This is a genomic window from Streptomyces odontotermitis, assembly GCF_050510915.1.
Lineage (GTDB): Bacteria > Actinomycetota > Actinomycetes > Streptomycetales > Streptomycetaceae > Streptomyces.
The window spans coordinates 120,447-140,869 of record NZ_JBNJLS010000010.1 but is presented as its reverse complement, the minus strand read 5'-3'; the positions used below and the strand labels follow the sequence as shown (position 1 = coordinate 140,869).

At 70.0% G+C, this 20,423-nt stretch carries 26 protein-coding genes; 10 read left to right on the top strand and 16 right to left on the bottom strand.

What is annotated here, in order from left to right; genetic code table 11:
• The first annotated feature begins 400 nt into the window (after positions 1-400).
• From ACQB60_RS26545 to ACQB60_RS26530, 4 genes are read left to right on the top strand one after another with little or no spacing between them, the layout of a single operon-like run.
• Complete coding sequence (locus ACQB60_RS26545; RefSeq protein ID WP_496928641.1) at positions 401-778, top strand: hypothetical protein; 378 nt, start codon at positions 401-403, stop codon at positions 776-778.
• A 17-nt stretch (positions 779-795) separates the two neighbouring features.
• Positions 796-1,359 carry a hypothetical protein gene (locus ACQB60_RS26540; RefSeq protein WP_496928640.1) on the top strand — a complete coding sequence of 188 codons (564 nt, stop codon included), beginning with the start codon at positions 796-798 and terminating at the stop codon, positions 1,357-1,359.
• A gap of 59 nt (positions 1,360-1,418) precedes the next feature.
• On the top strand, positions 1,419-1,718 hold the full coding sequence (locus ACQB60_RS26535) for an RNase A-like domain-containing protein (RefSeq protein WP_496928639.1): 300 nt from the start codon (positions 1,419-1,421) through the stop codon (positions 1,716-1,718).
• Between the two features lie 16 nt (positions 1,719-1,734).
• Positions 1,735-2,262, top strand: a complete 528-nt coding sequence (locus tag ACQB60_RS26530; protein ID WP_496928638.1) for a contact-dependent growth inhibition system immunity protein — start codon at positions 1,735-1,737, stop codon at positions 2,260-2,262.
• Here the strand turns inward: ACQB60_RS26530 and ACQB60_RS26525 are convergent.
• Positions 2,255-2,722 carry an ATP-binding protein gene (locus ACQB60_RS26525; RefSeq protein ID WP_496928637.1) on the bottom strand — a complete coding sequence of 156 codons (468 nt, stop codon included), beginning with the start codon at positions 2,720-2,722 and terminating at the stop codon, positions 2,255-2,257. The genes ACQB60_RS26530 and ACQB60_RS26525 overlap by 8 nt on opposite strands.
• A gap of 242 nt (positions 2,723-2,964) precedes the next feature.
• Here ACQB60_RS26525 and ACQB60_RS26520 point away from each other — a divergent pair, with 242 nt between their 5' ends.
• The 3 genes from ACQB60_RS26520 (at position 2,965) to ACQB60_RS26510 (ending at position 4,742) form a co-directional block, all read left to right on the top strand.
• On the top strand, positions 2,965-3,816 hold the full coding sequence (locus ACQB60_RS26520) for a helix-turn-helix domain-containing protein (RefSeq protein WP_496928636.1): 852 nt from the start codon (positions 2,965-2,967) through the stop codon (positions 3,814-3,816).
• Between the two features lie 8 nt (positions 3,817-3,824).
• Positions 3,825-4,043, top strand: a complete 219-nt coding sequence (locus ACQB60_RS26515) for a DUF397 domain-containing protein (protein ID WP_496928635.1) — start codon at positions 3,825-3,827, stop codon at positions 4,041-4,043.
• Between the two features lie 108 nt (positions 4,044-4,151).
• Entirely contained in the window at positions 4,152-4,742 is a 591-nt protein-coding gene (locus tag ACQB60_RS26510; RefSeq protein WP_496928634.1) for a barstar family protein, read from the top strand.
• Between the two features lie 31 nt (positions 4,743-4,773).
• Here the strand turns inward: ACQB60_RS26510 and ACQB60_RS26505 are convergent, their stop codons facing one another.
• From ACQB60_RS26505 to ACQB60_RS26480, 6 genes are read right to left on the bottom strand one after another with little or no spacing between them, the layout of a single operon-like run.
• Positions 4,774-5,517, bottom strand: a complete 744-nt coding sequence (locus tag ACQB60_RS26505) for a hypothetical protein (RefSeq protein WP_496928633.1) — start codon at positions 5,515-5,517, stop codon at positions 4,774-4,776.
• Positions 5,492-6,202 carry an enhanced serine sensitivity protein SseB C-terminal domain-containing protein gene (locus tag ACQB60_RS26500; RefSeq protein WP_496928632.1) on the bottom strand — a complete coding sequence of 237 codons (711 nt, stop codon included), beginning with the start codon at positions 6,200-6,202 and terminating at the stop codon, positions 5,492-5,494. The genes ACQB60_RS26505 and ACQB60_RS26500 overlap by 26 nt, the downstream gene beginning before the upstream one ends.
• Positions 6,199-6,624: a hypothetical protein gene (locus ACQB60_RS26495; RefSeq protein WP_496928631.1), complete on the bottom strand. Its 426-nt coding sequence runs from the start codon at positions 6,622-6,624 to the stop codon at positions 6,199-6,201. Before ACQB60_RS26495 ends, ACQB60_RS26500 begins: the two co-directional genes overlap by 4 nt.
• Positions 6,621-8,489 (bottom strand): putative T7SS-secreted protein, encoded by a 1,869-nt coding sequence (locus tag ACQB60_RS26490; protein WP_496928630.1) that lies wholly within the window; start codon positions 8,487-8,489, stop codon positions 6,621-6,623. Before ACQB60_RS26490 ends, ACQB60_RS26495 begins: the two co-directional genes overlap by 4 nt.
• A complete protein-coding gene (locus ACQB60_RS26485) occupies positions 8,486-9,184 on the bottom strand; it encodes a hypothetical protein (protein ID WP_496928629.1) in 699 nt (232 codons plus the stop codon). Before ACQB60_RS26485 ends, ACQB60_RS26490 begins: the two co-directional genes overlap by 4 nt.
• Positions 9,181-9,519 (bottom strand): hypothetical protein, encoded by a 339-nt coding sequence (locus ACQB60_RS26480; protein ID WP_496928628.1) that lies wholly within the window; start codon positions 9,517-9,519, stop codon positions 9,181-9,183. Before ACQB60_RS26480 ends, ACQB60_RS26485 begins: the two co-directional genes overlap by 4 nt.
• A gap of 193 nt (positions 9,520-9,712) precedes the next feature.
• Here ACQB60_RS26480 and ACQB60_RS26475 point away from each other — a divergent pair, with 193 nt between their 5' ends.
• The gene (locus ACQB60_RS26475; RefSeq protein ID WP_496928627.1) at positions 9,713-10,054 is read left to right on the top strand and encodes a hypothetical protein; all 342 of its coding nucleotides are present in this window, start codon (positions 9,713-9,715) and stop codon (positions 10,052-10,054) included.
• Positions 10,055-10,346: 292 nt separating this feature from the next.
• Positions 10,347-12,212 (top strand): serine/threonine-protein kinase, encoded by a 1,866-nt coding sequence (locus tag ACQB60_RS26470; RefSeq protein ID WP_496928626.1) that lies wholly within the window; start codon positions 10,347-10,349, stop codon positions 12,210-12,212.
• Positions 12,213-12,243: 31 nt separating this feature from the next.
• Here ACQB60_RS26470 and ACQB60_RS26465 read toward each other — a convergent pair whose 3' ends face one another.
• From ACQB60_RS26465 to ACQB60_RS26425, 9 genes are all read right to left on the bottom strand, one after another.
• The gene (locus tag ACQB60_RS26465) at positions 12,244-12,720 is read right to left on the bottom strand and encodes a TadE/TadG family type IV pilus assembly protein (protein ID WP_496928625.1); all 477 of its coding nucleotides are present in this window, start codon (positions 12,718-12,720) and stop codon (positions 12,244-12,246) included.
• Complete coding sequence (locus ACQB60_RS26460) at positions 12,717-13,157, bottom strand: TadE/TadG family type IV pilus assembly protein (RefSeq protein WP_496928624.1); 441 nt, start codon at positions 13,155-13,157, stop codon at positions 12,717-12,719. The genes ACQB60_RS26465 and ACQB60_RS26460 overlap by 4 nt, the downstream gene beginning before the upstream one ends.
• Positions 13,158-13,538 carry a TadE family protein gene (locus ACQB60_RS26455; protein WP_496928731.1) on the bottom strand — a complete coding sequence of 127 codons (381 nt, stop codon included), beginning with the start codon at positions 13,536-13,538 and terminating at the stop codon, positions 13,158-13,160.
• Between the two features lie 97 nt (positions 13,539-13,635).
• On the bottom strand, positions 13,636-13,890 hold the full coding sequence (locus tag ACQB60_RS26450; RefSeq protein WP_496928623.1) for a hypothetical protein: 255 nt from the start codon (positions 13,888-13,890) through the stop codon (positions 13,636-13,638).
• Positions 13,891-13,942: 52 nt separating this feature from the next.
• A complete protein-coding gene (locus tag ACQB60_RS26445; RefSeq protein WP_496928622.1) occupies positions 13,943-14,872 on the bottom strand; it encodes a type II secretion system F family protein in 930 nt (309 codons plus the stop codon).
• Positions 14,869-15,891 (bottom strand): type II secretion system F family protein, encoded by a 1,023-nt coding sequence (locus ACQB60_RS26440; RefSeq protein WP_496928621.1) that lies wholly within the window; start codon positions 15,889-15,891, stop codon positions 14,869-14,871. The genes ACQB60_RS26445 and ACQB60_RS26440 overlap by 4 nt, the downstream gene beginning before the upstream one ends.
• 7 nt (positions 15,892-15,898) lie before the next feature.
• Positions 15,899-17,206, bottom strand: a complete 1,308-nt coding sequence (locus ACQB60_RS26435; RefSeq protein WP_384829645.1) for a TadA family conjugal transfer-associated ATPase — start codon at positions 17,204-17,206, stop codon at positions 15,899-15,901.
• Positions 17,203-18,048: a hypothetical protein gene (locus ACQB60_RS26430; protein ID WP_496928620.1), complete on the bottom strand. Its 846-nt coding sequence runs from the start codon at positions 18,046-18,048 to the stop codon at positions 17,203-17,205. The genes ACQB60_RS26435 and ACQB60_RS26430 overlap by 4 nt, the downstream gene beginning before the upstream one ends.
• A 70-nt stretch (positions 18,049-18,118) precedes the next feature.
• A complete protein-coding gene (locus tag ACQB60_RS26425) occupies positions 18,119-18,859 on the bottom strand; it encodes a hypothetical protein (RefSeq protein ID WP_496928619.1) in 741 nt (246 codons plus the stop codon).
• A gap of 508 nt (positions 18,860-19,367) precedes the next feature.
• Between ACQB60_RS26425 and ACQB60_RS26420 the strand changes: the two genes are divergently transcribed.
• Positions 19,368-20,213 (top strand): S1 family peptidase, encoded by an 846-nt coding sequence (locus ACQB60_RS26420; RefSeq protein ID WP_496928618.1) that lies wholly within the window; start codon positions 19,368-19,370, stop codon positions 20,211-20,213.
• Positions 20,214-20,423: the final 210 nt, after the last annotated feature.

Here is a 20,423-nt window from a genome sequence, read left to right as displayed (position 1 = left end):
AACTGCTCGGACCGGGACCGCTCAGACTGACTGAGGCTGCTCGGACCGAAGTACTGAGCCGATGGTACGGAAGGTGTCGGAGGTCAGACAGGGCCTTCCGTCCGCCCCCTGTCCGTTAACGACCGAATTACTCGGTAAGCGCACCGGCCCGACGACCACAGCTGCCCACCAGGAGAACGCCCATGACCCGCCCTGGGCCCGGCCCCTTTGCCGCACGTCACATTTCTGGCACGGAAGAGGCTCGGCGAACCGGACGGACCGAGCAGACCGCGGAGGCCCGGCGGACCGCGCAGCCCCCTCCCCCGGTTCCCACCATCGATGCCGCACTGGCCAGCCGGCCGGCCGATCGACGACGCCGGCGGGCCGGGCAGCGGCGACCCGGGCATCGGCGACCCGGCTGGTGGTCCAGAAGGAGCACGGCTGGCAGCGGATCGAGGACCCCTTCCCGTACAAGTACTCCATTGATCTGGCGAGCGAGGAGGAACTGTACGGCGGGCACAGCGTCGACAAGCATGTCGGGCTGACGGATCTCCAGTTGGCGAACATTGATAAGTGGCTTCAAGGCCCGCCGCCTCCGGATCCGGGCGACAAGGAAGACTTCTCCGTGGGTTCGGTGCCCTCGGGGCCGCTGGCGGCCCCGGTCGTGACCGGCCGTACGGCTCCGGTGGTGGGTGGCCATCCGACGCCGCCGAAGGACGCACACGGTGTCCTGACGGTGCTCAAGTACGAGCCGAGCCTGGACCCGCCCTTCGTCGTCCTGACGTCGATGCCCCAATGAGGAGTGAGGAGACAGCGATGGTCGAACTCGACGAGCGGTCGTGGGCCGAGGCGATCGGGATGTACGAGCGTCGGACGACGGTTGCCAAGGTGACGGGCAGAGAGCACGAGAACTGGGCGCTCGACTTGGCCACCCTGATGCGCGGTGACACCCGCGACATCCGCGGCTGGCGCACAGTGGACAAATGGGAAGGCGAACTCGACAGGCTCGACGACCCGTCCTACCCCTTCGTCATGCCCCCGGAGACCATCGCGACGGCGGACGTCAGGAAACCTCACCTGTATGAGATCCCACGTTCTCAAGCCGTACGGTTCCTCGTGGCCCTGTCCACGCCCTGGATCGATGTCACAAAGGAACCGGATTTCGAAGAGCGCAGGGAGGGCCTTGAAGCGAAGGCCCGAGTCATCCTGTCGCGCTTCCCTGAAGACTCACACTTCTACGCGAACACCGGGCACAGCAGCAGTACCCGCGACTACTACCAGCGGGTTTCTGGTTGGTACTCCTTTTCCGTGCGCACCTTCGACTTCGGCTTGGTACTCGTCTCGGAGACGGAGGTCGGGATGGTCTGGTCATTCCGCTGATGTGACGCGATCCGTCGTGCCGACCCGATCCTCCGTACCGCCCGTCATGGAGAAGCCCCGTGCGCACCCGCACCGCCACCTACCCCGACCCCACGACCGCCCAGTGGGCGACCCAGCACGTCGTCACCCGCAACGAGCAGGCCATCCACCACTGGCTGGCTCAGGCCACGCGAGCGCGGCTGACGATCGAGGCGGCTTGGCCGTCGCGGCAGGAGCCGGTCGGCCGGGTGCTGCTGCAGGCGATGATGCTGGCGGGGCGCGGAGCCGTCGACGTACGGGCCGCCCGGGTGGTGCTGCGCCGCGAGCCGTCCGCCGCGCACGGGTTCGCCGTGCACGCCAGTTTCCCCGTCTACGTGTGAAGGCGGTGGGTGGACCGTGGCGCTGACGCCCCTTGAACACGACCGCAAGTACGGCGAGTTGGACCAGGTCCTGCGCGCGTACGTCGGCCAGCCCGCCGACGACAGCGAGGATCGACCGGGTACGGCCCTGACCGCGTACCTGCGGCACACCTGGCACACCCGCCCCTGGGCGCTCGCCGACCACATCCGGCACAGCGTGGTGGCGGGCCAGGTACCGGCGGCTCCGGCGGCCCCGGCGACCCACTGGGAGTGGCACGCCCGCTTCCCCGAGCTCGGGCAGTTCCTCGGTGGATGGTTCTCACAGGACATGCCTGACGAGTTCGGCACGCCCGACGGACACGACGCGGCGGTGGCCGACTACCGGGCGTCAACCGATCCACGGCTCGTCGCCCGGCTTGTCGGTGAGATCCGGGAACTGCTGGCCCTTGGGCTCGAAGAGAGCGAATACGCGGTCGGGGCAGCGGAGTTGGGCATGGAGGTCGAGGCCCCGCCCCCGTACACCGTGAGCGGATGGCTCGCACTGGTGGCCGCTCGGCTCACCTAGGACACGCACGCCCACCGCCGGCCTCGCTCCTCACCGCCGCGACACCCAGCTCGCACCACACGTACTTGCCCCGGTTGCCGTCCCTGGCCGACGGCTGCCACCCCCACAGGTCGGCACACGCGCGGATGAGCGTGAGACCACGGCCCTCTTCCAGTTCGGCCAGGTCACCCAACGGCGTCACGGATTCGGGGAGTTCGGGTTCGGCATCCCACGAGCCGATCCGCAGCACTCCCCCCGACCAGCACACCCGCAGCGTCGCGGGGCCCTTCGTATGACGTACGGAATTGGAGACCAGCTCCGTCGCGAGCAGCTCGGCCACGTCGACGTGGCGGATCAGCCCGTGCATCGTGAGGATCAGGCGGAGAGTGCGGCGGCAGACGGTGACGGCGCGGGGGTCGTTGGGGATGGAGAGGGAGTACTCCCAGGGTTCGCTCGGACTTCTCGGTTCGCTTTCCGGCACAGCTGAGCTCCTGTCGGAGAGAGGGAGGGGAGTCGAGGGGCGCGGCGGTGGTGGGCGGTGGCAGTGTCGCGGCCGCCGTGGCATGGCGGGGCGGTGCGCTTCCGGGGTCCCGGGGGTTCCGCAGCGTGTGTGCGTCGCATCACTGAGAGTAAGGCCACAATTTGGGACCCCGCAAGCCGTTGCCGTAATCTGCCCCTCGAACGAGGCTCTGCCGCAAGGCAGTTGAACCCAAGGAGGCAGACATGGCGCGCAGAAAGCAGCCCACCGCACGCCAGGAGCGCCTTGGTTCCGAGCTGCGCAAACTGCGTGAGGCGGCAGGACTCAAGGGGCGCGAGGCCGCCGCGCTGCTCGGGACGGACTCGGCACAGATGAGTCAGATCGAGTTCGGTACGGCGGGCGTGAGCGAGGAGCGCGTACGGCGACTCGCCGCTCACTACTCCTGTACAGACGGCGAGTTGATCGATGCGCTGGTGGCCATGGCGACCGATCGGACATCCGGCTGGTGGGAGAAGTATCGGGGGCTGCTACCCACGTCGTTTCTGGACCTCGCCGAACTGGAGCACCACGCGACGTACCGGCTCGATGTGGAGTTCCTGCATGTACCCGGCCTGTTTCAGACGGAGGACTACGCCCGCGCCATCTTCCGCAACCGAGTCCCCGAACTCCCTGAGGACGACCTCGAACTCCGCGTCCGCCACCGAGTGGAACGCAGGGGGATCATCGAGGCCCCTGCCGCCATCCCGTACGAAGTGGTCATCCATGAGGCGGCGCTGCGCATCAGGGTGGGCGACCGTACCGCTTCACGAACTCAGCTCGGCCACATCCTGGACCTCTCGGATGCGGACAACATCACTGTCCGCGTCGTGCCTTTCGACCTGGACGGCTTCGCCGGAGCCACGAACGCCATGATGTACGCGGGCGGCGCCGTGCCCAGGCTGGACACAGCGGTGCGCGATGCGCCTCATGGCGCGGCCTTCATCGACTCCGAAGCTCAACTCGGCGCCTTTCGAACGCTCTTCCGTAAAGTGGAGGCAGTGTCACTCGACCCCAAGCGGTCGCGTGACTTCATCCACAGGCTGGCGAAGGAACCGTGAGGCACGCCGTGACCACCCCTCGCACGTGGCGGAAGTCGTCCTACTCCGGAAGCGGCGACGGCAACAACTGCGTAGAGATAGCAAACCTGCCCACCCAAGTCGCCGTCCGCGACTCCAAGAACCCGGCCCACGGCACCCTCACCGTCCCGGCCGACGCCTTCACGTCGTTCATCGAGACGATCAAGGAAGGGTCGCTCAAGGTACTCCCGCCACCGTGTGACGACTGATGGCGGGGGAACACATCGACGACCCCGCCGAGGGTGGAAAGTCGTGTCGGGAGTGCGCAACAAGCTGGAGAGCTGGTGACTGCGGTCCGGGGAAACGGTCGAGGAAGCGTGGCGGACCTTGCGTGGCCGCCGTTGAACGGGGCGTGCGGCGCTCCCTGGGTGATCTTCGCCCCCGAGGGATCGGCCGAGGTGCGCCACCGGCTCACCGCCCTTGAGGCGAAGGGCTGCCAGATCCACCGCTTCGACGCGCACGACCTGCTGACCGAGCAGGCCGTCTACCGGTCCTTCGCGGAAACCCTCCGATTCCCCGGCTACTTCGGGTGGAACTGTCACGCCATGGTGGACTGCCTGGACGACTTGTGCGGGGCGGTCACGGGTGGTGGGGCCGGGATCGTCGGGGTCATCCGGGGCGTGGACGAGCGGCTGGTCGAGGCCGAACACTTTCCGTTGTTCGTGTCCGTCCTCTGCCAGGGGGCGGACCGGGCCAATTCGGCGGTGGATCTCGACGGGTCCCCCTTGGACCGGCCCGCGATCGCCGAGCATTTTCTGTTCGAGTTCAGCTTCGAGTCCAGCGCACTCGATCCGGGGGTGCTGGAGCTGGAGAAGGCCGCGCGCAGAGTGGAGGAGGACCCCGACCTGGTCGTCACCCGGGGAGAGGGGTTCGTCGGGGTCGCCCTCGACCCCGACGTGTGGCACTGACGGAACCGGTCCGGGTTTCAGAACCAGCCGTTCAGAACCAGTCGTTCTGGACCGCAGCGATCACCACGGCGACGACCAGCACACACACCACGATCGCCCACACACAGCCCCGCTCGCCGGAGGCAGACGTGTCGTGCGTCCGCTCGGTGAGCCACATGTTCCCCGCGACGCGCACCCGCTCCTGCGGTGCGTGGCTGCGCACCGCTTCGAGGGCCGCCTCCAACGCCGCTGCGGGCGGCGGGTGTTCGCGGTCCCGGCCGCGTACGTCGATGAGGAGCCCGGCGGGACCGGACGGGAGACGGAGCCAGGCCGCGTCGATGTCCTCGGCACCCGCCGCGAAGGCCGCGCTCTCCACGTCGTCGAGCATGGCGCCCAGGTGGTCGGGGGCCGAGGTGACGTCCCGGTGGACCTCCGTGCCGAGCGGGGGCCCCGCTCCCCGTACGCCGTCCACCTGGGCACGGGTGAGGTGACGGCCGCCGCCGGCCGCGCCCGCGTCGACACAGAGGCCGAAACCGCCGGGGATCGCCGCGATCAACTCACCTACTGATCCCGGGCGTTGGGGGACGGAGCCGCCGGGCACGTCCGCCGCGTCCTGGCTCGGCGTCGTCGAGGCCACGACGCACGGTTCCGTGGTGTGGTCCGTCCTGCACGGCTCGCCCTCGGGGTCCGTCCAGAGGTGGAGGCCCGCCAGCGGGAACGGGAGCCGTCCGGGCCAGACACGGTCGTCCGGCCCGGGGGCCGCGCCGCCGTCAGCCCCGGAGGTCTGCGCGCACATAGCAAGGCTCCACATCCGTCAGGACCAGGCGGCGGAACTCCTCCGGGAGGTCGTCGAGCGCGATGATCTGCATCGGGTCCGGAAGGCGGGTCTCGGCCGCCGCTTCCATGATCGCGTCATTCACCGCCCGGTCCTGGGCCGCCACCTCGCCGGGCACGGGCCCGTCGGCGGCGCCCCCGGTGTCGTACACCATCAGGATCTTCTCGCGCGCGTCCGCCACCTGGTACCGCGTGCAGTACAGGCGGCGCAGCGCGTGGACGTCCGCGACCCGCGCGAGGACGGCGGGCAGCAGCCGGGCCGGGCTCTCGGCACTCGCCTTGATCTTGATGAACGCCCCGGCGGGGAACGGGACCCCCGCCGCGATCACCGCGTCCCGCTCCTCCGCGGCCACGTAGAGCGGCGAGGCCGCCTTCGGGTTGATCAACAGGCCGCAGACCGGCGGGAGTTGAGCGAGGAGTTCCACCACCGGGATCTGGTACAGGTGGTAGTCGTCCGGCAGGACCTCGCGGATCTCGTCGGGCTCCGTGTACGCGACGGCGCACGGCTCCCCGGACACGACGGTGAACAGCGGCTCCGGGCCACGCTCGGTCTGCTTCACGCCGATCAGGACCGTGCTGTCGGCGAGCCGGTAGATCAGCGGCGTGGCCGTGATGCGGGGGCCGCTCGGTTCACCAGGGCTGTTCACAGGGGGATCTCCTGGTTACCGGCTCGCCAGCCCTTGGGGGCGGGAGCGACGACGGCCATGAAGCACCTGTCGCCGAGCGACATGCGCGGAAGGGGCAGCGGGCCCTCGGCACCGATGACGTGGAGCGCGAAGTTGGGCGGGAAGCGGAACGTCTCCCGCAGCAGCTCCACGTGGAACGGCCGGGCGAGTTCGAGCTGCCAGACGCCGATCTTGGGGTCCATCAGGTGCCAGTCCCTGACGACGCTGTTGCCCCAGCTCAGCTCGGCCTCGACGACGGGGGCGAAGTGGGCGTGCGGGTGCTGTCTGGTGCCGCTCGCCGCGACGCGCAGCCGGCCGTGCGGCTCACCTGACTCGCGCGGCTCGCCCGACTCACGCGGCTCACCCGACTCGCGCGGCTCGCCCGGCTCACTCGACTCGCTCACCGTCCGCTCCCGTTCTCCCGGAAGACCGAGCTGATGTTGTTCACGCCCACCACCGGGTTCTTGATCGCGTTGCCCGCGTCCACGACTCCCGCCGTCTGGCCGTTCGTCAGGATCGGGGAGCCCGGCGTCAGGTCCAGGTTGTGCAGCGGGATGGACTGGCCCGGCGCGCCCGTGTGGACCATGCCCCACGGTTCGTAGCCGAGCGCGTTGCCGCCGCTGTCGATGACGGTGATGTTGCCCGCCTTGACGTGCTCCATGACGTCCGGGACGTAGTACTGGCGCAGTCCGCCCTCGCCGAACTGGGGGTTCGCCGTGGCGTGCGAGGTGGCGGCGCCGACGTCCTCGTTGAAGCGCAGGGTGACGCCCTCCGGGCGGTAGTGGTGCAGGATGTTGCGGCCCGCGTCGAGGTCCGCGGGGCCGACCTGAACCCCCCGGCTGATCGCCGCCGAGTCCCCACCGAGCGCCGCCATCGTGCCCTCCGGCATGGAGAAGCCGGTCAGGATCGGGTGCAGGGCCTCCATGTCGGTACCCGCCGAGATGACGGTGTTCGACCAGTTGTCGATGCCGATGTACGCGCCCTGCCCCTGCCACGCGTTGGCGATCCGCCACGCCTCCGGGCTGCTCGCCCCGGTGACGCCCTTCCAGCCGTCCGCCAGGCCGGAGAAGCCGGACTTGAACGAGCCGAACACCCCGGAGCCCTCGCCGAAGCCCGCCCCGAACCCGGTCAGGCCGCCCGGCACGCCGTACCGCAGGTCCGTCGCCATGCCCGTCAGCTTGCCCCAGGCCGTCGTGGGCAGCGCCTTCATCAGGCCGGGCAGCGCACCGCGGCCCTGCCACAGCGCGAGCGGCGCCTTGCCGAATGCCTTGAGCGCGTCCAGGCCGACCCCGGCCAGATGGCCGCCGACGCCGAGCAGGCCACTGCCGCCGAGCGCGGCGCCCTCCACCCACGCGCCCTTGAGCGCCGCGAGCGAGGTGAGCCCCTTCGTCATGGGAATGCAGCTCAGCGCCGCGAGCCCCACGTCCCACAACGAGGCTTTCCCCTGGGCGTATTTGGCGAGGGTGTCCGCGAGCACGATCAGCGCCGCCGCGAACACGATCCAGGCGATCGGGCCGCCGACGATCAGCGCGATGATGCCGCCGATGGCGACCACGACCTTGGCGATCGTGACCAGGCCGTCCCAGACCTTCCCGGCGACGTCCTTCAGCTTGTCCCAGAAGGAGTCCGGCGGAATGCCCGCGTCCGCCGCCTCGCGGATCTTCTTCTCGGCGGTGCCCGCGGCCGTGTCGCGCAGCGTGGCCGCCTGCCCGGCGAGCTTCTTGGCCGCCTCCAACTGGGCCTCGGGACCGGCCAGTTGACCGCTCAGACTGCTCACCCGGTCCTTGGCGGCGTTGTGCTTGCGCGTCGCCTCCTTGACCTTGTCCTCGTCCGGCGGCTTCGGCCTGTCGGCGTCCTTGTCGAGGTCGCTGAGGGTGCCGCGCGCCGTGGACAGCTGTGAGCGCAGGCTCTTGACCTGCTCGTACACCTCGCGGCCGCTCGCCAGCGCACGGTCGGCCTGCGACTGGGCGGTCTCCAGGTCCTTGATGTACGCGTCGAGGGCGTCGGCGGCCTGCCCGTGCGAGTCGCCGACCTTCTTCAGCTGCTTCGGGAAGTCCCCGACCGCTTCCTTGAACACGTCTCCTGCGGCGCCGATCCACTCCATCGCGCCGTGGTCCTTGGACAGCGACTTCACGCCGCGTGCGGCGGTGTCGGCGTCGTCGGCGATGGTGCGCACCGTCCGCGCCAGGAGCCGGAGCCGGGCCGGGTCGCCCGGCGCCGGGTCGGCGTCGCGGTCGAGGATGTGCCAGTCGGTGGGCCGCCCGCTCACGCGTCCTCACCCTCCTCCGCAGCACCGTCCGGCGCCGCACGGATCAGCTTGCCCGCCTCGAACAGGGCGAACGTCGACGTGATGGCGTCGAAGACGTCGTGCAGGCCCCGGGCCACCTCGATGGCGGGGCTGCTGCAGGAGACGATCGCCACCCGGTTCACGCCGGGCACGGGGACGTACGTCTGCATGGTGGCGACGCGGATCGCGGGACTGCCGGGGCCGCCCGCCGGATCGTGCACGTCCTCGACCCCGTACGAACGGGCCGCGAGCCCACCCGCCTCCGGCAGGTCGACCGTCGTGACCTCCGTCCACGGGTCCCCCTCCTTCTTCGGCCGCTTCACCGCGAGCGGCGCGAGGAGCGGCGCCACCCGGTCCTCCGCGTCGGAGCTCGCGTCCAGCGGCCCCCGTACGAAGGAGACGGTGACGCTCGCGGGCAGCAGCCCGTCGGCCACGGGCTCGGCCATCACGGCGCAGAAGACGGCGCCGGAGTCCCAGGCGGCCGCGGCCTGCCTGCGCAGCAGCCTGACCACGTCGGCGCGGCGCTCGCGCAGCTCGGGGGCGTCGGCCATGCGCGCGCGGACCAGGTCGGCGGCGGAGGCGTCGCGGGTGGCGGGGCGCAGGTCGATCTCGTACCAGGCGTCGGGGACGCGGAGGGCGTAGCCGTGCCCGGTGTCGAAGGCGGGACCCCCGCTCATCCCTTCTTCCCCCCGCCCTGCCCCTTGCCGTCGCCCTTGCCGTCGCCCTTGGTGGCGTCGCGCAGCTGCTTGCCGAGGTCGTCGTCGAGCTTGCGGAACGCCTTCACGGACTCGATGGCCATCGTGGCGAGGGTGCCGCCGGTGTCCTTGACGTGCTTGCGGCCGTCGCGCCAGTGCTTCTCGAAGCCGTGCATGGCGTCCTTGACCCGGTGGTCGCCGTAGTCGGAGTCGTACCAGTCGACCATGTTCCGGGCCCCCTCCAGGCCGTAGAGCATGCGCGCGAGGCGGCCGCCGAACTCTTCGAGCGCGTCGGTGTCCATTCCGAAGTCGGTCACGGGTCCCCCGTCCCTGGTCTGCACAGTGGCCGCAGCAGTGTGGCCGAGCGTCTGCTGGCTGAATATCTGCTGGCTGAAAACAGACTAGCCCGCCTCACCACACGACCCCCACCCCCGGAACCACTCCACGCGTCATACTCGTCTGGACACTCGTCTCGGCACACGAACGAGCGCGGACCAGGGGGGACACGTCATGGGTGGCAAGGGAAAGAGCGACCTCGCGCTTCCGCTCAGCGAACTGGAGCACTACGGAGACCGGCTGCGGTCCATCAAGGACCGGATGAACCGGACGAAGAAGACTTTCCAGCAGTACGAGGACGACCTGGGCGACGGCGGTCTGTACGACTCCCTGGAGGACTTCGAGTCCGGCTGGGAGGACGGCCGCGAGGACATCACCCAGCAGCTCGACGCACTCGCCAGCATGTCCGACGCGGTCGTCCGCGAATTCAAGAAGCTCGACGACGACCTGGCCAAGCAGGCCCAGGACGGCGTGAAGGGGGAGGACAAGGGCGGGAAGGGCGGCAAGGACAAGTAGCCTGCGAGGCGGTGCAGCCCCAGCTCACCCGGTCACGAACTGCCGGAATCCAGCAAGGAGTTCAGGCGGGTTGGCCGCCTCGGTCGCCTCCGCCTCCCAGCCGGGGCAGTCCATGTCGAAGAAGACTCAGCATGCTCGACGTGCTCAGTCATGACACACCCTCCTATACGTGATCGAACCACTGCCGCCCCTCCCTCCTCTCAACTCCCATGCGTAGCATGGCCCGTCCATGCCCGGCGCACGGCTGGGCACGGTGACGGACTCGGCAGCGAACGGAAGAGGGCGATCGGGAATGGATGAGCTGGCACCGGACGAACCCCGGGACATAGCCGGCTACCCACTCCTCGCCCGGCTCGGCGAGGGCGGCATGGGCATGGTGTACCTGTCGCACACCCGCGGCGGCCAGCCCGTCGCCCTGAAGGTGGTGCGCCGGGAGTACGCACAAGACCCCGAGTTCCGCAGGCGCTTCACGCAGGAAGTCGGCGCCGCACGCCGCGTGCAGGGCGTGTACACCGCGCCCGTGCTCGACAGCTTCACCGAGGGGCCCGAGCCCTGGCTCGCCGTCAGCTATGTGGCGGGGCCCTCGATCGCGGCCGCCATCTCCGAACACGGGCCGCTGCCCGTACGGACAGTGCTGCAGCTGACGGCGGGCATCGCCGAAGCCCTGCAGACGATCCACGCGGCCGGCGTCATCCACCGCGACCTCAAGCCCTCCAACGTCCTGCTCGCCGGCGACGGACCGCGCGTCATCGACTTCGGCATCGCCCGCGCCGCCGACTCCACGGCCCTCACCGGCAGCGACGTCCGGCTCGGCACCCCCGCCTACATGGCCCCCGAGCAGGCCATGGGCGGCGATGTCAGCCCGGCGCTCGACATCTTCGCGCTCGGCCTCGTCGCCTACTTCGCCGCGACCCGCAGCCACCCCTTCGGCGACGGCAACTCGCACGCGCTGCTGTACCGGATCGTCTCGTCCGAACCCGAACTCAGCGCCTGTCCCGCCGAGTTGCGGGAGCTCATCGGCGCCTGCCTGGCGAAGGACCCGGCCGCGCGGCCCACCCCCACGCAGCTCATCGACATGTGCAACGCCCTCGCCGGTACGGGGGGTGTGGTGCGCCACGAGGGGTGGTGGCTGCCGCCGGCCGTGGCTCAGCAGATCGCCGAGCGGGAGCAGACGGTGCGGCTGCGGATGGGCGGGCCGGGGCGGCCGGGGTCCGGGGCTGCGGTGCCGCCCATGCCCGCGCAGGGGCCCGTGCCCACGCGGCCGGGGCTCGGTCCGGACACCGCGTTCGCGGCGGGGGCGCCGACTCGGCCGGAGCACACTCCGGGGCAGGTGTTCGCGGCGGGGGCGCCTACCGCGCCCGCGCAGGGGCCCTTGGTGGCGGGGCACACGGCCGGAGACACGGCCGCCGGGCGTACCCGTCGCCGCACGCCGTTGGCCGCCGTGCTGGCCGTGGCGGGGGTGCTCGCCGTCGGGGGCGGGGGGTTCGCCGCGTACAAGCTGATGGGTGATGACGGCGGCAAGGGCGACAAGAGTGCCCAGGGCAGCACGTCCGGTACGGGGAGCGAGGCTTCGGGGAACTCGGGGGAGAAGGAGCCAGGTGGTGGTGGGGCGTCCGGCGGGAGCGGGGCCGACGCCAATGGGCCCAAGACGGAGGCTGGTTGGCAGGTCAGTACTCCGGACAAGACCGTCGTGTTCCGGCCACCCACGTTCAAGCCGGACAGCAGGGCCCACCCCGGCGTCGACGCCTGCAGACCGGACACATCCTCACGTCTGAGCTTGTCCGGCCTGACTGCCGAGAAGGACCTGAACTTCCTTTCGACGAGCGGCGATTACCTCACCTACTACAACTGCGCGGAACCCGTTGGCCCCAACGGAATTCGCCTCGCCGACGAGGGTGGCACGTTCGGCAGCCTCACCAAGGAGCACCCCACTCCCAGTGAGTGCCAGGCAGCCGCAGAGTCGGCGAACCTGCCCAACCCGATCCCGCCGAGCAAAATACGGGACGACTCGGTCCTGAAGACCGGCACCGGGATCTGCGTTCAGTCCGAAGACGGAACCCTCACCCATCTACGGGTGAAGAGGATCAACAAGGAGCCGGCGAACAACAATCTCCGCACTTACGTGTTCGCCGCCACGCAGTGGAAACGGGAGAGCTGAGCTCGGACGAGCCTCCGGAACCTCCGGAGGCTCACCCCGTCTCGTTCTCCGCCACCGCACGCCCGTGCACCGTCACCGATCCCCCGTAGAACATTCCGGTGAAGATCGGGTCGTACGTCATCTGGACCTCGACCTCGACCTGCTGGGCGTTGGCCGCCACGCAGTGGGTCGCGGCGACGTCCGCGCCGGTCATGCCGAGTTCGCGGGTGAACGCCTTGGCGCGGGCCTCGCAGTTCTCGTACTTGATGGGGGCGCCTTCGCTGCCCTCGTAGATCGCCTCACGGTCGATGTCCTGGGCGGCGTAGCGCGCGGCCTGCTCCGCTATGTCGGCGGCACGTTCGCGCTTCGAGATGGACAGGCCCCCGTCGATCACGAACGCGGCGAGCGCCAGGAAGACGATCGCGAAGATGATGACGGCGGCCGCGCCGGAGCCGCGGTCGTCGAGGCGGTCGCGGCGGGCCTGCGCCCATCCACGTACGGACTCCCGTACGCCGTGAAGCCCCCTCATGTCGACCTCCGCAGCGGATCGATCGGCGAACTGAACTCGGCGTCCAGCGTGGTGTCGATGTCCAGGCCGAGCATGCCGAGGCCGCGCACCTCGCAACTCACCTTGACGCTGAAGAACTCGGCGTCGGCGTAGTCACCGCTGGTCCGGTTGACCGTGACCGGGCCGATGCAGACGTCCTCCAGGTCGGCGGCGGCCGCCTTCTTCGCCTCGGCGAGAGCCGTGCCGCCGTTCTTCTGGATCGATCCCGCACGGGCGGCATCCCGCGCGGCGCCATCGAGCGCCCCACGGCCGTCCACGAGCTGGCCGAAGGCCACCAGGACCAGGATGAAGAGGATCATCACGGGGGCGAGGATGACGACCTCGATGGTCGAGATGCCCCGGTCCGAACCCTGCTCAGAGTCCTGATCCGCTCCCCGTATGCCCGGCACGGGCACCATCTAGTTCTCCCCGTCCTTCACGAACCGCTCCACCGGCCCGGACGACTGCGCGTGCACCGTGAAGTCGAGCCCCGGGAACACCGACGGGACCTTCGCGGAGATCTCGATGCCGACTGTGTTCTGCTCCGGCTGGATCGTCTTCACATCGGGTCCGACCACCAGGCTCGGGCCGAGCTGCTCGATGTACTGGTCGACGACCCCCCGCGCCTTGCCCTGCCAGGCACCGGGCTCTTTGTCCGCCGTCGCGCGGGCCTTGCGCGCCCCTGCCTGGGCCGCCGCCTGGGCGACGTGATCCGCGAAGAAATACAGCGCGAACTGCACCGTCGCGAAGATCATGAAAAAGAGCACAGGGGTGAGCAGCACGAACTCGATCGCGGTCATGCCGGACTCGCCGCGGGTGGAGCCTGCCTCCACTCTGCGGCGCACGAACTCCCGCACGCGTCTCACCACGGCCGCCGTGTCCTCTGTTGTCGGCCCGCTACTTGCAGGTCTTGTCGTTGGTGGCGCCCTCGATGCAGTCCTTGACGTTGTTCGCGCCCTTGTCCAGAGCCTGGTTGATGATGGCCGCGACGACACCGACGATCGCCACGACAACCGCCGAGATGATGACCCACTCCACCGCGGACGCGCCGCGGTCGAGCTCGCCGGAGCGGACGCGCTGGACGCGGCCCTGGAAGAAGGTGACGAGGAAGTCGACAGCCGGGATTCCGGTGTTGAAGTTCCGTTCGGTCATGGTGAGTTGTCCTCTCGAGGAAATAGTGGGTGAGTCATCACTCCACGGTCAGTCAGGCACCTTGAAACACGCGCATCGCCGCGGGAAAGATCAGGAAGACCAGGAAGCCCGCACAGAGCAGGAGTTGGGCGACCAGCATCGACTGGGACTTCTCACCCGCGCTGCCCTCGATGTCGGCGAGCTCGCGGTGGCGCATCGTCTCGGCACGGGAGGCCAGCGAGTCGCGCACCTTCGCGCCGTCGTCGGCCACCAGGGCGAGGGACGACGACAGCTCCTTGAGCTCCTCGACGCCCAGCTGGTCACCCAGCTCGCCGAGGGCCTGCCACTGGCTGACGCCGGTGATGCGGGCGTCAGCGAGGGCGTTGCGGATGCGCTGCGTCGCCCAGCCGTCGGAGACCTCGGCAGCCGCCATGAGCGCCTCGGGCAGGCCCCGGCCGCCCGCGAGGCTCATCGACACGAGGTCCAGATAGGCGCCGATGACGCGGCGTAGGTCGCGGCGCTTGTCCGCCGCGTCCCGCCGCACTTCGAGGTCGGGCAGGAAGAAGAACAGGGCGCCGAACATCAGCGCCAGCCACACCGGAATGATCGGGCTGCTGCCAAGGCCGAGCTGCCAGACAATGGCGAACAGGAACGGCCCGAAGAACACGCCAGCCGCCGCCAACAGCACCTTCGTCGCCAGGAACTTCTCCCAGCTCCGGTCGAGCACCGCCAAGTCAGCCCGCAGCGACCGCATTTCCCAGCCCTGCTGGATGTAGAAATCGGAGACGCGCTGCCCCACCCGGGAGCGCACGCCGCCGAAGCGGCCGCCGGACTCGTCCGTGGTGCGGTGCTTCGTCTCGTACGCCGTGCCGCGCGCCCGCATCGCGTCGATGCGGGCCACGGTTGCGACGGCGCTGCGCTTGCTGGGCATCAGCGCCCGGACCAGGGCGAAAATGCCCAGGCCCAAGACGGCGCCGACGAGTATCGGCATGGTCAGGCTCATCGACGTACTCCCTCCGACGGACCCGCTGGATAGGGCGAGTTGGCGTGCGGCGGCAGCGTCTGCGCCGAGCCGCCGTCCGGCTGCGGCTCACCGCCCTGGCTGGGACCGCGCGGGCGCACAAACTGCACCCCGGGCTCATCCTTGACCAGGAAGCGATCCGGCGTCTCGACCGTCGACAGCTTCCGCAGCCACCAGAAGCCCAGCGCGAACAGCGCGCACACGATGGCGAGGACGATCTGGCCCAGCGCCGTGCCGTAAGGCGAAACAAACTCCCGATTGAAGATCGCAAGCCCGAGCACGAACGCGACGGACACCGCCACGACGATCTGCACGGAACGCCGCGTCGAGGCGCGCTGCGCCATCACGCGCTGGCGCATGTCGACCTCCTCGCGCGCCGACTTGGCGAGCGCGCCGAGGACCTGGCGCAGACCGGGGCCGCGCAGCTTCGCGTTGAGGATGAGGGCCGCCACGATGATGTCGGCGGAGGCGTCGTCGATCTCGTCGGCGAGGATCTGGAGGGCCTCGGGCAGCGGGGTGCGGGCCCGCAACCGGTCGACCAGGGCGTCGAGATGGGGCCGCAGCACCGGCGCGGCCGCGCGCGCCGACGCGGGGATGGCCTGCTCCAGGCCGACCGCGCCCGCGATGGTGTCGCGCAGCGACTCCGTCCAGGCCGCCAGGGCCTCGACGCGCTTCATCTGGGCCCGCTCCTCCTTGGCACCGCCGAAGAGCTTGTCCCAGAAGAAGACGAGTATCCCGGCCGCGATGCCCGCCACCGCCCACCGCGTGAGCAGCAGCACGACCAGGCCGATGCCGACGGCGAGCGAGCCGCGCCGGCCCGCGAACCGCAGCAGTTCGTCGGCCCGCTCGCCGGCCCGCTGCTTCTCGTGCTCGGGCTTCGCGGGCAGACCGCGCAGCGCCACCGCGAAGAGCGCGATGCCGCCGCCGACGGCGACGCCGCACGCGAGCGCGTACAGGACGGGCAGGGAGAACAACCCGTCCATGGAGCCGAGTGAGTTCATGTCGTGCTCACCCCCACTGCCCGGCAGGGCGGTAGCCGAAGGCCGCGAGATCGTCGAGGCAGGCGATGGGCGCGTGCGAGACGACGCGTCCGTCCGGTGCCTCGGCGAAGACCTCGCTGGACAGCACCCGGCCGTCGACGCCGTTGACCTCGCGCACCGAGGTCACCATGCGCTGGAGGCGCCCGCCGGTCTGGTAGTTGTTGCGCCGCTGGATGAAGACGACGAAGTTCACGGCGCCGGCCACCAGCATCTGGCTGGCCTCGATCGGGAGGCGCTCGCTGGCCTGCAGCGCGTACGTGGAAATACGGTTGAAGACCTCGCTGGAGCTGTTGGCGTGGATCGTCGACAGCGAGCCGTCGTTGCCCTGCGACATCGCGTTGAGCATGGTGACGATCTCGTCGCCGAGCACCTCACCGACGATGACCCGCGAGGGGTTCATGCGCAGCGAACGGCGCACCAGCTCCGCCATCGAAATCATGCCCTGGCCCTCGGAGTTGGGCAGCCGCTCCTCGAAGGCGACGACGTTCGGGTGCAGATCGGCGAAGGTGTCGAGGCCGAGCTCCAGGGCCCGCTCCACCGTGATCAGACGCTCGTGCGGCGGGATCTCGTTGGCGAGGGCACGCAGCAGCGTGGTCTTACCGGCGTTGGTGGCTCCCGCGATCATGATGTTCTTGCGCGCCCGGACCGCACACGCCAGAAAGTGCGCGACTTCCGGCGTCAGCGTCCCGTTCCCCACCAGGTCGGACATGAAGACCTTGCCCATGCGCGCACGCCGGATGGAGAGCGCGGGCCGCCGCGTCACGTCCATGACGGCCGACAGTCGCGAGCCGTCCGGGAGACGCAGGTCGAGCTGGGGGTTGGCGGAGTCGAAGGGCCGGGACGAGAGGCCCGAGTAGGCGCCGAGCACCTGGATGAGCTCGATCATCTCCTCGTCGGACTCGGCGACGGGGTCGGCCTTGACCTCGCGCCCGTCGGCGTATCCGACGAACACCTGGTCGTAGCCGTTGATGTCGATGTTCTCGACCTCGGGGTCGTCGAGCAGCGGCTGCAGGCGCCCCACGCCGAAGAGCGCCGCGTGCACGGCGGACGCGTACTGCTCCTCGGTCTCGGCGTCGAGCGGGGTGCGCCCGGCGCTGATCTCGATCCGCGCGTACTCCTCCAGTATCTGGGCGATGACGGCGCGCGCGTACTGCCGCTCGTCCTCGCCCGACATCGGGGTGACGCCGGAGACCTGGTCGAGTCTGCGCTGCTCGGCGATGCGGTCACCGGCGTCCTGCCGGAACCGCTTGACGAGCTGGTGGTCGACGGTGGTCATCGGCCCGCACCCGCCGCCGGGTTCGGGTTCGCCGCGGGGTTGGCCCAGGCGGCGCCGTACTGCTGGGAGAGGTCGACGGTGACCTTGCGGGCGGACCGGATGAGCATCGACTTGTCGAGCCGCCCGCGCCTGCGCCCGGCCAGCTGCTCGGCGCCCGCGAGGTCGTCGGCGAGGGTGCCGACGACCCGGGCCCCGGTCTGCGCGGCCACCAGCATGTCGTTGACCTGGTGGACGAGCTTGGCGGATGTGCCGGGGTCGGCGATGAGCAGCACGCCGATGAGCGGCATGGCGAGGGAGGCGGCGCCCCTCGGCCCGCCGTGCAGCTTGGCGGAGAGGGCGGCGGCCCGGTCCCGCACCCGGGCGATGGCCTCGGGCTCGGTCCGCGACACGAGGAGGACGAGCGAGGCGTGCGGGAACAGCTCGACGGCAGGGGTGTCCCCGCTGATCCGCCCGCAGTCGGCGATGACGTCGGCCGGCGCGTTCGGGGACTCCCCGAGCTGCGCGAAGGCGTGCCCGAGCGTCGGCCAGAGCCCCACGAGCCCGGCGGCCTGCTCGGCCACTCCGAGCCCCACGAGCACTTCGAGTCCACCGCTCAACGGCTGGGCGTGGTCCCAGAGTTGATCCGGTACGAGTCCCCGGCGCGCGGTGGCGGCGATGCTGAGCATCCCCGTGTTCGGGTTGAGCGGACCCCCGTGGGCGGCGGCGCTCCGGTACACCAGGTCGCCGCCCGCGGGGTCGGTCTCCGCGACCAGGACGCGACGCGGCCAGACGGCGGCGAGCGCCACGGCGGCGGTGGTGACCCCCGGGGACCCCTTGTCGGCGGCGAGAGCGATAAGCGCCATATCCGTGCCTCTGTCCCTGTCCCTGTCTCTGTGTCTTCTCGGCTGCCTGCGGCTACTTCTCGGCGTGCCGCTAGTTGCCGGCAGGAGTGACGTAGACGACGGAGACCTCGTTGGCGGCCGCGGCCGAGGTCAGTGCCCCGGCGTCGGCCTCGTCGACGAGCAGCGTGATGCTGAGGTTGCCGCTGCTGACCGTCGAACCGTCGCTGCCGCCAACGGTGTTGACGCGGGCCTTGGCGACGATGGGCTCACCGGCGGCGGAGGACCCGCCACTGGCCCCGCCCTTGCCGCCGGAATTGCCGGAGTTGCCGGAGCTGTTGGCCCCGACGTGGTAGGCGGCGACGGTGTCACCGACCTTCAGACCTGCCGGGAACTGCCCCTCCTTCAAGGACAGCCCGACCGCGGCCTTGCCCGCCGGGATGCCGCCCTTGTCGGAGAACATCTCACCGACGGCGACGGCGCCCTTCGGGATGGTGTTGGTGGCCTTGAGCTTCGCGAGCGCACCGACCTGCGACCACTTGACGTAGTTGATGCCGGTGCCATCGGCGACCATGACCGAGTCCACGTTCACGCCCTTCTTGACGGACTCCCCGGCCGGGATCTCCTTGATGACCTTGACGACCTCGACACGGTCACCGGCCCGCAGCACGAGCATGGTGGCGCCGAGCGCGCCGATCAGAATCAGCAGAACGGCCAGCGCGGCGAGCGCGGGTTTGCGCTCGCGAGGCGGCGCGGGAAGGCGCTCACCGACGGCACCCTGAGCCGGTGTGGCGGAGCGTCCACTGCCCGCCCCCGTACGCTCTTGGATCTTCACGCAACTGCTCCCCGCACGCCCAAGAAAATTCGGTCATTTGAGACACTTCAGTGCGCTGCTCGCGCACTCTGAGGTGGGCTTCGAATCGCCCCTTCGCCCCCAGTCATGGTGTCAAGTCATCGCACCGTATCAGCAGCACATAAGCCCCTCAAGGCGCGTTCCGAATCGCGAACCGCACCGCGACCTGGCACCTCTGGAGCCGCCCGCCATCGTTATTCACGCGCAATCCGCACTCAATGGTTCCGACATCTGGTTCGGGGCTGGTGGACGGGGGCGAGTGTGCGAGAGCGAACAGAGAGTGTTTGCAGCGGGACTGAACGAGGGGCGAATTCGGGCCGTAAGGGCCCTTCTCCGGCTGAACCCACAGGTGCGCACACCCCTCTATCAGGCGAAAGCATCAACTCCTGCTACGTGAGAGTGACTTAGCCCCCCCATGCGTGGAATGAAGCAGTACAAGATAGCGGCAACAGGGACAAAGAGAGGGGCGTCGGCCACCACGGCAGCGACCGTGGCGACGACCCTCGCGGTGCTCGCGGGGACGGCGATCGCGGGGACGGTGAACGCCCCGGCGGCCCACGCGATCATCGGCGGCACGGCGGCGCCGAACGACGCGTACCCCTTCATGACGGCCCTCCTGGAGAAGGGCCGCGGCACCCCGCAGGACCGCCAGTTCTGCGGGGCGAGCCTGGTCAGGCCGGACGTGGTGATGACGGCGGCGCACTGCCTGGTGGACGAGGAGACGGGCAGGCCCGTCAGCCCGAAGACCCTCCAGGCGGCGGTGGGCCGCACGGTCCTGTCGTCGACCGGCCAGGGCGCGACCCGCAACGTGGCGAAGGGCGGGGTGGTGGTCCACCCCCGCTACCTGAAGGGCCAGGAGGCGTACGACATCGGCTTCGTCCAGCTCTCGAAGCCGGTACGGGGCGTGGCCCCGGTCACCCTCCCCACCCAGGGCACGGACGCCCTGATCCGCCCCGGCCAGAAGGCCACGGTGACGGGCTGGGGCAACACGGACTCGGCCCTCCCCCACACCCCGGACCGCCTGCGCCAGGTGAGGGTCCCTGTCTTGTCGCACGCGGAATGCAAGGTGAGCTACAAGGAGTACGACGCGAAGGTCAACTTCTGCGCGGGAGTCGAGGGCAAGGACTCCTGCCAGGGCGACAGCGGCGGCCCCGCCTTCCGCAAGGTGCCGGGCCGGGAGGCCCCCATCCAGACGGGGGTCGTGTCGTACGGGGACGGGTGCGGGGAGCAGGGGGCTCCGGGTGTGTACGTGTCGCTGAGCTCGTCGAAGCTGTGGAAGACGTTGGGGGAGTCGGTGGAGGGGGAGAGGGTGCGGGGGGTTTTGCGGAGGGGCTGAGGGTTTGGGGGTGCTGGCCGCCGTGGGGGCCCTTCCTCCCCGGCGGCCGGTTTCCGGCGAGAGATGTCTCGTTGAAGTAACAGCTTCCCCTGCCCGAACTCGACACTTCCCGCCCGAACTTGCCCCCTTTTGTACTGGGCATTTACACGGTCGAGACCCTTGACACTTCAGGGGCTTGACCCTGGTGCTGAGGATGTCCACTTCAGTACC